Consider the following 11,799-nt stretch of genomic DNA (forward strand, 5'->3'; position numbering starts at 1 on the left):
ACCGGTTCCGGTGGCCGGACAGCCGAGTGAAAGGACCGAGATGTCGGCGAGGAGATTCATGCGGGGCGCGCTGCTGATGACGGCCGCGTGCGCCGGAGTGGTGGCAGTGGCGGGGACGGCGTCGGCACAGCCGGGCGAGCGGCATCCGCTGGCGGACACGACGTGTTCGGCGGCGCAGGTCGAGGCGGCCATGCGCGACCACGCCCCGCAGTTCGCGACCTATCTCGACGAGCACCCCGATCACCGCGCGAAGTTCGAGCGCATGTTCTCCGTGCCGCCGGAGCAGCGCAAGATGATCATCCGTGAGCGCGGCGACGGCGGCCCGCCGCCCGAGGAGGGCCGTGGCCGGATCATCCTGCGCGACGATCCGCGATTCGCCGGACTGCCGCAGCAGATGCGGGTGGTGGCCGACACCTGCCACGGGTACTGACCGGTTGTGCCCGAGCGCATCGGGGGTGCGCTCGGGCCTGAGTCAAAGCTGCTGTGCCCCGGTATCTTCCGGCATCCCGGCGGTACCGGGCACGGGCGTGGCGGCCGGCGGGAGGTCGACGGTGATTCGCAGTCCTCCTCCGGCACGGGCGACGGCGGTCACCGTGCCGCCGTGTGCGTGGGCGACCGATCGCACGATCGACAATCCCAGTCCCGCACCGCGAGAGGTGGCGGCGTCGGATCGACGGGTGGTGGAGGTCAGTCGGCGGAAGGGCTCGAACAGGCCGTCGAGGTCGTATTCCGGGACCTCCGGGCCGGTGTTCTCGACGACGAGCCGACAGCCGCGGTCGTGTATTCCGGTGCGCGCGGCGACCCACCCGCCCTCCCGGTTGTATCGGATGGCGTTGTCGAACAGGTTGTGCGCCAAGCGTTCCAGCAACAGCGGGTCACCGATGACCGGAGCCGATTCCGGCTCGGTACGCAACTCCACACCGGCCGCGCTCGCCTGTTCCGCGGCGATGGCGGCGACGTGGCGAACGACATCGGCGAGGTCGGCCGCGCGGTGCTCGGTCAGCCGCTGCTCGCTCCCGGCCAGCACCAGCAGTCCGTCGATGAGTCGTTCGTGGCGCCGGTTCACCTCCAGCAGCGTGATTCCCAACTGCCGCAACGGTTCCGGGGCGTCGGGCCGGTCCAGCGCGACCTCGAGCAGGGTGCGGTTGATGGTCAGCGGTGTACGCAGTTCGTGCGAGGCGTTGGCGACGAAGCGGCGCTGGCTGTCGAACGAACGGTCCAGCCGCTCCAGCATGGCGTCGAAAGTGTCTGCGAGATCGGTGATTTCGTCGCGCGGGCCGTCGAGTGCGATGCGCTCGTGCAGGCTGTGGTCGGCCACTCGGCGGGCGGTGGCGCTGATCTGCTGCAGCGGCGCCAGCACCCGCCCGGCCAGCAGCCACCCGAGCCCGGTCGCCGCGACCCCGACCGCTCCCAGCGCCGCCAGCGACCAACCCAGCATGGCGTGCATGGTGGCGCGCCGCTCCGCCTCGGCCTGGGCGGCGACCGCGGAGGCCAACTCGTCCACCGCGCCCATCCGGACCCGGAACTGCGGCGCGCCCAGATACTCGCGCACGATCAGCTGCGCACCGCCGTTCGGCCGCCGCCCCAGCCACTGCTCGAGCGAGAAGTACATGACCGCGATCAGCACGGCGCCGGCCAGGAAGAACGCTCCCGCGTACAGCAGGGTCAGCCGGAACCGGATGGTCGGGCGCAGCCGCCGCGTCACCGGACGCGGTAGCCCACGCCGGGCTCGGTCGCGATCGGATCGGGATCGCCCAGCTTCCGCCGCAGCATCATGATCGTGTACCGCACCACTCCGGTGAACGGATCGATGTTCTCGTCCCATGCCTTCTCCAGCAGTTGCTCGGCCGACACCACTCCCCCATCCGCCCGCAGCAGCTCGGCCAGGACGGCGAACTCCTTGCGCGACAACGCGACCGGCGTCCCGTCGCGGGTAACGGAGCACCGGTGCAGATCCAGCCGCACCCCGGAACGCTCCAGCACGGGCGGCGTCGCCGGGCGCGACCGGCGCCCGAGCGCCTGCACCCGCGCCACCAGTTCAGCGAACGCGAACGGCTTGGTCAGGTAGTCGTCGGCGCCCAGCCCCAGCCCCGCCACCCGGTCCGGCACCGCCGTGGCCGCCGTCAACATCAGGACCCGCGCCACACCCCCCGTCTCGACCACCCGCTCGCAGACCTCGTCCCCGCACACCACCGGCAGATCCCGGTCCAGCACCACCACGTCGTAATCGTTCACCCCCACCCGCTCCAACGCCGCACCCCCGTCGTACACCACATCCACCGCCATCGCATACCGCCGCAACCCCACCCCGATCGCATCGGCCAGCAACCGCTCGTCCTCCACCACAAGAACCCGCACCCGCCAATCCTCCCCCGCCCCCCTGTCAGGTCCCTGTGAGGACTCCGCCCCACCCCGAAGAACCCCCAGCTAGAGCCCCGATTTGGGCCCCCGACAACCCATACGCTAAAGTTTCTCCTCGGCCCGCCCAACACAACGAGCCACCACAGTCCCCTATAGCTCAATTGGCAGAGCAGCCGACTGTTAATCGGCAGGTTTCTGGTTCGAGTCCAGATGGGGGAGCATAAAACGCCAGGTCAAGCGCTGACAGCCGAAAGCCCAGTCCGGTCGGACTGGGCTTTCACCAAGAATACGCCAAGAATTCAGCGCCGGGGTTTCGTCAGCTGATCATTCCCAGCCCCAACCCGAGTTCGACCACCGCCGGCGAATTCGGGCCTGCTCGGGCGACACGATGTAGTGCCGCTCGGTGGCGCTCTCGCGTGAATGCCCCCTTCTACGACATGCTGCCCGGCACCGACTCTCACCCCGACAGCAACGTCGCGCTGTGGTCGCTGCGGCCCGCGCCCCCGCCGGCGGAGCCTCTGCCACCGTATCGATAGAATTCCGCCAGCGCGGCATCGACCATATTTTCGATGAATCTGTCCGGCTCGGATTTAGTCAGCGGACGGCACGCACGACTCCGGAGGAATTCGCCATGATCATGGATTTGGTGGCCGACTTCGGCTAGGCGAGTTCCACTGAGCTGTTATGTCGGGTAGCCCTTCTCGGGCGGCGGAGCGCCGGGGTCGGTGGCGTATATACCATCGTCGGACGGCGGAGCGCCGGGTCTCGTGGCCACTATGCCATCGTCGGACCGCGGGAATCGCGGCGGAACCCCGTCCGGGTCGACCTGCCGATCCGGGTTGGCGTCGTTCCACTCTTCCACAGCTGTCAGGTATTCCTCGTAGACATCCCAGGCGAGGTCTTCCACCTCCATCATGGTGTTACCGACGCGGCGGAGAACATCGTAAAAGGACACCGATGCCGACAACCATCGCAGGTCCACAGAACGCAGGTAGGTGTCGAGGTCACCGACCTGCCGCCGGATCGACGCCTCGAGCCGGGTCTGCGTATCCTCGACACTGACCTGGGTCATGAAAGTCAGCAATCCTCTCTGCTGATTCTCCAGGTACTCCTGGAATTCTGCTACCTCACCGCGCTTGGCCAAGTACGATTCCACCGCCTCGCCTTTACCCTCAGGCGTATCCGGCTGGTCGATTATTCCGAGATCGCGCAATTCTTTTTCGAGCCGGGGAATGGTGTCGAATCGTCCTATTCCTACCGCGTCGAGGATGAGCCGAATCGAGGATTCTGCCATTGCGATGTAGGGCCACAACTCCTCGAGCCCGAGCGGACGATGTAGATTTACATCGCTGCTGTGATATGGCTTCGCCTCGCTGTCCTGGGTCTCGAAGACACCCATACCGACACCCTTCTGGAACGTCCGCGTCCGGACCCGCCCTTGCCAGGTGAACCGGACGCGCCGCGCACCCCTGCACCGCCGCCCGGGTCTCGGGCGAGGCTTCGGCCCACCACTCGCATTCTGAGCTGCCCGAGACGCCCGGTGTAACACGTGAATCGCCGGTCTACGGGGCCTCACCGGACGAGACACGCGGCGCGGAACAGGTTGTCGGAGGGCGTCGCCGATCCGGTCGGCTGATATTTCACGGCTCGTGGCACTGGCGATTTCCCGGATACGGGCCGGTGGCACCCGGATTACCGTGCTTCTATGCTGCGCTTGCCCCCTCGTGTTTCCGGCTGGAGCCTCTTGGCTCTCGGTGCCCTGGGACTGCTTATAGCCGCATGTGGATGCGCCGTGTCGGAGCCCGGCTTCGCCGTGCCGTCTACGTCCTCCGTGGCGGCGCTGAAGACCAGCACGCCGCCGGATATCGCCGACAAGGGCGACTGCGTGAAAGAAGGCGCGAGCAGGCTCATCGAGGTGCCGTGTGGCAGTCCGACCGCCACGCACATCGTCCTCGAACGACTGCCCGGAGCAGATGCGGACTGCCGACCCGTGCCAGGGGTGTACGACACCTATCTGTCCTACACCGGAAGTAGCACGAGCAAGGTCTGTCTGGGCGTCGCCGGTCGTGATCCTGCGAACGGTATCAACATGGCGCGGCCCGGCGACTGTGTGCGCGTGGGCGAGGGGATCAAAGGAGAGCGGGTGCCGTGCACGTCACCCGGCGCCTTGCGGGTACTTGCTCGGTTCGATACCGCGCCGCTCACTCAGCAGACCTGCGCCGGTACACCCGGCACCACCAAGATCTCCGGATGGCGACTGAAGCTACTCGGGGCGAATGCCAATCCGCCGGGCCAGGGCATATACGACGCCGTGTACTGTCTGACGCCACCCTGATAGCCCCGGGCGTGTTGTAGTGCCCGCGGTTCCCGGCCACCGGCCCGCGGAAATCCCACGCGGTCAACCCGTCTGGCAACCGCTGCGCGGCCGTCGACGTCCGTATCCATCTCATCGATCGTGTGCACCTTGACCCCACGGCCGCCGGGCAACGGCTCGAACCGCGTATCCGGACCGTGTTGTTCCGCCGCGTGGTCTCGGATGTCTTCGATCTGATCCAGCGGCAGCCGATCGCCTTTCGCCCCGGGGAACAGGCTTTCCCGAAGCACCTTGATCGTCTCGTCGGATGCCCCTGCCTCGTGCAGGCGGTCGAGAAAGCGGGATCCACCCTCCAGGCCCCGGTCCAGTAGGGGGCTCGCCTCTACCGACCGCAGGTCGGAATGCCCTACCTCACAGGCCTTCCCACCAGACACGCTGTCGAGTTGGAACTCCCCGAAACAAAGGAACCTAATGCGTAAGCTCGCCCTTCTGTTCGGCCCGACCGCCGCCCTCATGCTCGCTGCCACCGCTCACGCCGAACCCGCCACCTCCATTCCCGGAGACGGGACCTACGTGGTGGGGGTGGATATCCAGCCGGGCACCTACCGCACCGCAGGACCGGCGGACGGCCGGTACGGGTGCTACTGGGAGCGGGCGAAGAACCTGGACGGCACCGTGGATTCGATCATCGCCAATGATTACGGGAAGGGCGCGACCACGGTCCGGATCTCATCGTCGGATGTGGCATTCAAGACGAGCGGGTGTTCGTCGTGGACGCTCGCCGCTCCGGCGCCCGCGCCTGCTGCTCCTGCGCCTGCCCCGGCCCGACCGCCGTCGGGCAGCTTCGGAAGCTGACGTTCCAAATTCAGGCAGCCGCCCGGTCTTCTCTGCCGGGCGGCGTGTCGGTCACGTTGTCGGGCAGCTAATTTCGATAAGTGACCAATCCGCGGCAACCCAACGGACATTGAAACACCCGACGTATCTCAGGTCCGCCCGGTACCACGCTAAAGTTTGCGGTCGAGAGGTCGGCTCCTCGGAGCCGTAGGCCTTATCGGTTGAGTTTCCCAGAGGACATCATGATCAAGCTCTTCTCCGCTGTTCTGTTGACTGCGACGGCGGCCGCCGTTTTGCAGGTTGTGCCCGCGGCTCCCGCGCGGGCGATGTCGCCCAGTTGTGCCAAGGCTATCGAGCTGATCAATGCCGCGGTCGACACCAGTGGGGGGACCATGGACGATGCCACGACGCGGGCCTTGTCCGAGCGGTTGACGGGTGTGGCGGCGGTGGCCGTGGGCGAGGAAAGGGACGTGATCACCGGTTATGCCGATGCCTTGATCGATGAGAATGTCACCGATCTGACTCCTGCCACGGATGAGCTGAATCGGGTGTGCGCCTGAGCCTTCGGCGCACAGAAACCCTCGGATAGTCCGGACTTCAGCCCCGGACCAGCGGAAATTCTCCGCCGGTCCGGGGCTGTAGTTGTAGTAGGTTCTGGCCGTGTGGAGGACGGGCAACGGGAGGACCGCATGTCGGACGAGCGCGGGGTGATCGTCGTGGATGCCGCGAATGTGGTGGGGTCCCGGCCCGATGGGTGGTGGCGGGATCGTGCGGGCGCGGCGCGGCGGTTGCTCGCGGCGCTCGAGGCGAGTACGGAGTTGCCGGAGGTGGTCGTCGTGCTCGAAGGGGCGGCGAAAGCCGCTGCGGGCGAGGAGTTTCCGCGGTTGCGAATCGTGTCGGCGGAGGGGTCGGGCGATGACGCGATCGTCGGCGTGGTGGCGGAGGCGGTCGACAGCGGCGGTGGTCCGATCACCGTGGTGACGGCCGACCGCGGACTCCGAGGACGGGTGGAGGCCCTCGGAGCCGGCACGGTCGGACCCCGGTGGTTGCTCGAGCGGGTCGAGCCGACGAGGTGATGGCTCGAGCGCGGCTCAGCCACCGACGTAGGCGGCCAGATGTTTGCCGGTCAGGGTGGTGTGGTCGGCGACCAAATCGGCGGGGGTGCCTTCGAACACCACGCGCCCGCCGTCGTGACCGGCGCCGGGGCCGAGGTCGATGATCCAGTCGGCGTGCGCCATGACGGCCTGGTGATGTTCGATCACGATGACCGACTTGCCGGACTCCACCAGGCGGTCGAGCAGGCCGAGCAGCTGCTCGACGTCGGCCAGGTGCAGGCCCGTGGTGGGCTCGTCGAGAACGTAGATGCCGCCCTTGTCGCCCATATGGGTGGCCAGCTTGAGCCGCTGCCGCTCGCCGCCGGACAGCGTGGTGAGCGGCTGGCCGATGGTGAGATAGCCGAGGCCGACATCGGCGAGCCGCTCCAGGATCTTGTGCGCGGCCGGTGTGCGCGCCTCGCCGTCGGCGAAGTACCGCTCGGCCTCGTCGACAGACATGGCGAGCACCTCGGCGATATTGCGGCCGCCCAGGTGGTAATCGAGCACCGCGGCCTGGAACCGTTTGCCCTCGCAGACCTCGCAGGTGGTGGCGATCCCCGCCATCATCGCCAGGTCGGTGTAGACCACACCGGCACCGTTGCAGTTGGGGCAGGCGCCCTCGGAGTTCGCGCTGAACAGGGCCGGCTTCACGCCGTTGGCCTTGGCGAACGCCTTGCGGACCGGGTCGAGCAGGCCCGTGTACGTCGCCGGGTTGCTGCGCCGCGAGCCGCGGATCGGAGTCTGGTCGACCGACACCACTCCCGCCGCGGCCGGGACGGAACCGTGGATCAGCGAACTCTTGCCCGAACCCGCGACCCCGGTCACGACGCAGAGCACGCCGAGCGGCACGTCGACATTCACGTCCTGCAGGTTGTTCGCGTTCGCGCCGCGAATCTCCAAGGCGCCGGTCGACTTTCGCACCGACTTCTTCAGACCCGCGCGGTCGTCGAAATGGCGGCCGGTGATGGTGCCGCTGGTGCGCAGCTTCTCGACGGTGCCCTCGAAGCAGACGGTGCCGCCGCCCGCGCCCGCGCCGGGACCGAGGTCCACGACGTGGTCGGCGATCACGATGGTCTCCGGCTTGTGCTCGACGACCAGCACCGTATTGCCCTTGTCGCGCAACCGCAGGAGCAGGTCGTTCATCCGCTGGATGTCGTGCGGATGCAGACCCGCGGTCGGCTCGTCGAAGACGTAGGTGACATCGGTGAGCGAGGAGCCGAGGTGCCGGATCATCTTCACCCGCTGCGCCTCACCGCCGGACAGGGTGCCCGCCGGCCGCTCGAGCGAGAGGTAGCCCAGGCCGATCTCGACGAACGAGTCGAGAGTGTGCCGCAGCGAGTCCAGTAGCGGCGCCACCGACGGCTCGTCCAGCCCGGCAACCCATTCGGCGAGGTCGGTGATCTGCATCGAGCAGGCGTCGGCGATGCTGACCCCGGCGATCTTCGAGGACCGCGCCGCCTCGCTGAGCCGGGTGCCGCCGCACTCGGGGCAGACCTGGAAGGTGACCGCGCGCTCCACGAAGGCGCGGATGTGCGGCTGCAGCGCGTCGACATCCTTGGACAGCATCGACTTGCGGATCCGCGGGATCAGGCCCTCGTAGGTGAGGTTGATGCCATCGACCTTGATCTTGGTCGGCTCCTTGTGGAGCAGGTCGTTGAGCTGTTTCTTGGTGTACTTCTTGATCGGCTTGTCCGGATCGAAGAAGCCGCAGCCGGTGAAGATGCGGCCGTACCAACCGTCCATGCTGTAGCCGGGGATGGTGAGCGCACCCTCGTTGAGCGACTTGTTCTCGTCGTAGAGCTGGGTCAGGTCGATGTCGTTGACCGAGCCGCGGCCCTCACAGCGCGGGCACATGCCGCCGGTGATGCTGAACTCGCGCCGCTCCTTCACCTGGGCCCCGTTGCGCTCCACGGTCACCGCCCCGGCGCCACTGATGGAGGCCACGTTGAAGGAGAACGCCTGCGGCGACCCGATGTGCGGCTGCCCCAGCCGGCTGAACAGGATGCGCAGCATGGCATTGGCATCGGTGGCGGTGCCGACCGTGGAGCGCGGGTCCGAACCCATCCGCTCCTGATCGACGATGATCGCCGTGGTCAGCCCCTCGAGCACATCGACATCGGGACGCGCCAGCGTCGGCATGAAACCCTGCACGAACGCGCTGTAGGTCTCGTTGATCAGCCGCTGCGACTCCGCGGCGATCGTGCTGAACACCAGCGAACTCTTGCCCGAACCGGATACGCCGGTGAACACCGTGAGCCGACGCTTGGGGATCTCGACGCTGATATCCCGCAGATTGTTCACTCGCGCGCCGTGCACGCGAATCAACTCGTGGCTGTCGGCGGCGCTCGGCGCAGACGGTCTCGCCTCCGTCGTGGTGGCCTTGGTCATGGTGCCTCTTTCTTGCTGGGGCCGGTCCGACTGCTCAGGGCAGTTCCTGGACACGGACCATATTGCCCGCGGGGTCCCGAACGGCGAAGTCGCGAATCCCGTACGGCTGCTCGGTCGGCTCCTGGATCACTTCGGCGTCACCGGTCTGCAGGCGCTCGAACGCGCCGTCGAGATCCTTGGTGCCCAGGTTGATGCTGGCGTAGGTGCCCTTGGCCATCATCTCGGCGATCGTGCGGCGTTCGTCGTCGGTCTGGCCCGGAGTGGCGCCCGGCGGATACAGGACGATGGACACGTCGGGCTGGTTCGGCGGGCCGACGGTGAGCCAGCGCAGCCCGTTGTAGCCGACGTCGTTGCGGAGTTCGAAGCCGAGCACGTCACGGTAGAAGGCCAGCGCGGCTTCGGGGTCGTCTTGCGGCAGGTAGCTGTGATTGATGGTGATGTCCATGGCAATCACGCTAGCTGCGACGTGCTGACCGGAGCTTCTCGATTCCTGATCGGTCTGGTGACCTGTTTGGCCACGCAGGGCGGCATGCCCACGGTCGCCTCCGCCGCCTCACGGCGGTAGGTGCTGGGCGGCATGCCCACCAATTCGGTGAAGCGGGTGCTGAACGTGCCGAGCGAGGAGCAGCCGACCTCGAAACAGACCTCCGTGACGCTGAGATCGCCGCGGCGCAGCAACGCCATGGCGCGCTCGATGCGCCGGGTCATGAGGTAGGAGTACGGCGATTCGCCGTAGGCGAGCCGGAACTGGCGGCTCAGATGCCCGGCCGACATATTCACCCCGCGGGCCAGCGCCTCCACATCCAACGGTTGCGCGTAGTCCCGGTCGATCCGGTCGCGAACCCGGCGCAGCAGCGCGAGATCGCGGAGGTGCTGCCGAGGAGATGGTTTGCTGGTCACCTAGCAAATCGTGCCATACGCCACCGACAAGTAAACCGCGAACGTCGCACATGCGCCGGTGCGCGCCGGAACCCGGCTACCTCGGGAAACGGCCTCACCGGCCCGCGCGAAGTCCGCGATCGTAACTGGGCCACCGATACCGACGGCCGCGATTCGAGGGGCCGCGCATGGGCGGCAGCGTGGTGCTCGGCCGGCCGAGCACCCATCGCGCGGTCGCCTGCGCCTCGGAACAGCAGGCGATGAGCCGGAGGCGGTCGGCCGGGCCGTAGTCGGCGTCGTCGATCTCGGCACGCAGATCCACCGCGCGACGCTCCATCAGCCGCGCGTCGGCCTCGTCCAGTCCGCGCCGAGCGTGCTGGACAGTGGTTAGAATCCTGCGTTGCAGATCATCCATCCGGACCTACTCTCCCCGCCACATCGGATTGATGACGATGCCGGATCTCACTGCTACGGAAGCCGACCTCGCCGCCTAAATCGGTGGGTACCCGTGCACGACAGCGACAAACAGATCCGATCGGTCGATACGATCTGTGCGACGTAAGTTGTACCGCCACAAACCTTTCGATGGACGCAACTCGTCGATGGAGGCAAACGCCTTGTGGCAGAACATAATTCTGCACTCCGCGCGAACAGCCGACGGTCCGGTACCGAAGATAACGTTTCGATAACCGCTCTCCCGGGTACACCCTCTCTATGACAGCCATGAAGCATTCACTCGCGCGATTGGCGGGGGTGAACAGCGGATCAGCGATTCTGGCTGCGATGATCTGTTTGATTGCACTGCTCGGAATCGGCGTAATGACACGCTCCGCACCCACCACCGCGATCGCTACGGCCGCGGTCACCGTGGGAGTGGTCGCGACATTGCGGATCCTGCCGCACGACCGTTAGGTTCGCAGCCCCATACGGCGAGTGCGGCGTGGTGAGTAATACTCGCCCTCAACAGCGTGTCGACGCAAGGCATAAACCTCTCTGCCGCAACACTTTTCGACTAAGTTCGCACCGAATTGCGCCAGGAAGTTTTGCAACGCAAGGCATTTCGCCCACCTCAGCGCAGAGCCCGCCACATCCGGCAACCACCGTCGCCCTGCGCTACAGCAGGCCACCAACGGACCGCTCCGTGACGTACCACGATCCGGTGGCGCAAACCGCTAGCGCGTCTACCCTTCTTTCCCGCCTCCCCCGCATAGCCCACAAAAACCCCTTCCTTCTCACCTCGACTCTATGTACCATCAAATGGCGGCACATTAGTCAGGTGCAACACGGCGCCCGGCCGGAGCCTCGCCGCACTCATGAAGGACACAGCGATGAGCACAGCACATCGGATAATCGCCGGAACCCTGATCGTGGGCGCCCTGACGGTGGTCCCGGCTACCGTCGCACCGGCGGCTTTCGCGGCGCCCGGCGGCTCGACCTCGGGCAACAGCGAGAACCACTCGGGCACCCGCAACGGCGGCACCCGGGAGAACTACGGCAGCAACGCCAACGGCACCGGCTTCGGCGATGCCGGCGGCACCGACTCGCAGACCCGGCGCCGGTCGCCCTACCTGGACCGATACGGCTACCCGGGCGGCCCCTACCGCCCGCACAACCCGTACGGCAGCCGCTAGGCTCCACTCCGGAGTCGGCCGGACATGAAACCCGTTCAGCTCGAATACATTCCGATGACCGGTCGCCGCGAGGGCTGCAAGGCGCCGAGCAGGGACCGCATCACCTCCGCGGGGGGGGGGGGGGCCCCCCCCCCCGGCGCCCCCCCCCCCCCCCCCGCGCCGCCGCCGCCCGCGCGCCCCACCCCCCCCCCCCCGCCGGGGGGGGGGGGGGGGGGGGGGCCCGGGGTTTCCCCGCGCCGGGGGGGGGGGGGGGCGCGCCCCGGGGGGCGCCCCCCCCCCCCCCGCGGAGGTGATGCGG

Annotated in this window: 15 protein-coding genes and 1 tRNA gene; 9 read left to right on the forward strand and 7 right to left on the reverse strand. The window is 67.4% G+C overall.

The annotated features are described in order from the left end of the window. Positions 1-40 precede the first annotated feature (40 nt). Positions 41-430, forward strand: coding sequence for a hemophore-related protein (locus QH470_RS09665; RefSeq protein ID WP_280271945.1), 390 nt, complete (start codon positions 41-43; stop codon positions 428-430). Between the two features lie 42 nt (positions 431-472). Here the strand turns inward: QH470_RS09665 and QH470_RS09670 are convergent, their stop codons facing one another. Next, positions 473-1,705 (reverse strand): sensor histidine kinase, encoded by a 1,233-nt coding sequence (locus tag QH470_RS09670; RefSeq protein WP_280271946.1) that lies wholly within the window; start codon positions 1,703-1,705, stop codon positions 473-475. Beyond that, complete coding sequence (locus tag QH470_RS09675) at positions 1,702-2,358, reverse strand: response regulator transcription factor (protein WP_280271947.1); 657 nt, start codon at positions 2,356-2,358, stop codon at positions 1,702-1,704. The genes QH470_RS09670 and QH470_RS09675 overlap by 4 nt, the downstream gene beginning before the upstream one ends. A gap of 149 nt (positions 2,359-2,507) precedes the next feature. On the opposite strand from QH470_RS09675, the gene QH470_RS09680 reads away from it, so the two are divergent. Further along, positions 2,508-2,580 (forward strand) — tRNA-Asn (locus QH470_RS09680). A 262-nt stretch (positions 2,581-2,842) separates the two neighbouring features. Then, entirely contained in the window at positions 2,843-3,025 is a 183-nt protein-coding gene (locus QH470_RS09685; protein ID WP_280271948.1) for a hypothetical protein, read from the forward strand. Between the two features lie 18 nt (positions 3,026-3,043). Here the strand turns inward: QH470_RS09685 and QH470_RS09690 are convergent, their stop codons facing one another. Beyond that, complete coding sequence (locus QH470_RS09690) at positions 3,044-3,760, reverse strand: hypothetical protein (protein ID WP_280271949.1); 717 nt, start codon at positions 3,758-3,760, stop codon at positions 3,044-3,046. Between the two features lie 393 nt (positions 3,761-4,153). On the opposite strand from QH470_RS09690, the gene QH470_RS09695 reads away from it, so the two are divergent. The 4 genes from QH470_RS09695 (at position 4,154) to QH470_RS09710 (ending at position 6,585) form a co-directional block, all read left to right on the forward strand. Further along, positions 4,154-4,696 carry an LppU/SCO3897 family protein gene (locus tag QH470_RS09695; protein ID WP_280271950.1) on the forward strand — a complete coding sequence of 181 codons (543 nt, stop codon included), beginning with the start codon at positions 4,154-4,156 and terminating at the stop codon, positions 4,694-4,696. A 450-nt stretch (positions 4,697-5,146) separates the two neighbouring features. Further along, a complete protein-coding gene (locus QH470_RS09700) occupies positions 5,147-5,530 on the forward strand; it encodes an Rv1352/Rv1906c domain-containing protein (RefSeq protein WP_280271951.1) in 384 nt (127 codons plus the stop codon). Positions 5,531-5,751: 221 nt separating this feature from the next. After that, complete coding sequence (locus tag QH470_RS09705; RefSeq protein ID WP_280271952.1) at positions 5,752-6,069, forward strand: hypothetical protein; 318 nt, start codon at positions 5,752-5,754, stop codon at positions 6,067-6,069. 129 nt (positions 6,070-6,198) lie between these two features. Continuing rightward, positions 6,199-6,585: a hypothetical protein gene (locus QH470_RS09710; RefSeq protein WP_280271953.1), complete on the forward strand. Its 387-nt coding sequence runs from the start codon at positions 6,199-6,201 to the stop codon at positions 6,583-6,585. A 15-nt stretch (positions 6,586-6,600) separates the two neighbouring features. On the opposite strand, the gene QH470_RS09715 is transcribed toward QH470_RS09710, so the two are convergent. From QH470_RS09715 to QH470_RS09730, 4 genes are all read right to left on the reverse strand, one after another. Beyond that, on the reverse strand, positions 6,601-8,991 hold the full coding sequence (locus tag QH470_RS09715) for an excinuclease ABC subunit UvrA (RefSeq protein WP_280271954.1): 2,391 nt from the start codon (positions 8,989-8,991) through the stop codon (positions 6,601-6,603). A 34-nt stretch (positions 8,992-9,025) separates the two neighbouring features. Then, positions 9,026-9,436 carry a VOC family protein gene (locus QH470_RS09720; RefSeq protein WP_280271955.1) on the reverse strand — a complete coding sequence of 137 codons (411 nt, stop codon included), beginning with the start codon at positions 9,434-9,436 and terminating at the stop codon, positions 9,026-9,028. Positions 9,437-9,441: 5 nt separating this feature from the next. Next, positions 9,442-9,891 (reverse strand): helix-turn-helix transcriptional regulator, encoded by a 450-nt coding sequence (locus QH470_RS09725; protein ID WP_280271956.1) that lies wholly within the window; start codon positions 9,889-9,891, stop codon positions 9,442-9,444. A gap of 94 nt (positions 9,892-9,985) precedes the next feature. After that, positions 9,986-10,285 carry a hypothetical protein gene (locus QH470_RS09730; protein WP_280271957.1) on the reverse strand — a complete coding sequence of 100 codons (300 nt, stop codon included), beginning with the start codon at positions 10,283-10,285 and terminating at the stop codon, positions 9,986-9,988. A gap of 299 nt (positions 10,286-10,584) precedes the next feature. On the opposite strand from QH470_RS09730, the gene QH470_RS09735 reads away from it, so the two are divergent. Beyond that, entirely contained in the window at positions 10,585-10,782 is a 198-nt protein-coding gene (locus QH470_RS09735; protein ID WP_280271958.1) for a hypothetical protein, read from the forward strand. 416 nt (positions 10,783-11,198) lie between these two features. Next, a complete protein-coding gene (locus QH470_RS09740; RefSeq protein WP_280271959.1) occupies positions 11,199-11,501 on the forward strand; it encodes a hypothetical protein in 303 nt (100 codons plus the stop codon). Positions 11,502-11,799: the final 298 nt, after the last annotated feature.

The sequence above is a fragment of the Nocardia wallacei genome (genome assembly GCF_029868745.1).
GTDB classification, from domain to species: Bacteria; Actinomycetota; Actinomycetes; order Mycobacteriales; family Mycobacteriaceae; genus Nocardia; species Nocardia wallacei_B.

What these genes read in the sequence shown, in the direction of transcription:
- QH470_RS09735 (WP_280271958.1), top strand. Translation starts at nt 10,585, where the DNA reads ATGACAGCCATGAAGCATTCACTCGCGCGATTGGCGGGGGTGAACAGC.
- QH470_RS09665 (WP_280271945.1), top strand. Translation starts at nt 41, where the DNA reads ATGTCGGCGAGGAGATTCATGCGGGGCGCGCTGCTGATGACGGCCGCG.
- QH470_RS09715 (WP_280271954.1), bottom strand. Translation starts at nt 8,991, where the DNA reads ATGACCAAGGCCACCACGACGGAGGCGAGACCGTCTGCGCCGAGCGCC.
- QH470_RS09710 (WP_280271953.1), top strand. Translation starts at nt 6,199, where the DNA reads ATGTCGGACGAGCGCGGGGTGATCGTCGTGGATGCCGCGAATGTGGTG.
- QH470_RS09730 (WP_280271957.1), bottom strand. Translation starts at nt 10,285, where the DNA reads ATGGATGATCTGCAACGCAGGATTCTAACCACTGTCCAGCACGCTCGG.
- QH470_RS09720 (WP_280271955.1), bottom strand. Translation starts at nt 9,436, where the DNA reads ATGGACATCACCATCAATCACAGCTACCTGCCGCAAGACGACCCCGAA.
- QH470_RS09700 (WP_280271951.1), top strand. Translation starts at nt 5,147, where the DNA reads ATGCGTAAGCTCGCCCTTCTGTTCGGCCCGACCGCCGCCCTCATGCTC.
- QH470_RS09740 (WP_280271959.1), top strand. Translation starts at nt 11,199, where the DNA reads ATGAGCACAGCACATCGGATAATCGCCGGAACCCTGATCGTGGGCGCC.
- QH470_RS09705 (WP_280271952.1), top strand. Translation starts at nt 5,752, where the DNA reads ATGATCAAGCTCTTCTCCGCTGTTCTGTTGACTGCGACGGCGGCCGCC.
- QH470_RS09690 (WP_280271949.1), bottom strand. Translation starts at nt 3,760, where the DNA reads ATGGGTGTCTTCGAGACCCAGGACAGCGAGGCGAAGCCATATCACAGC.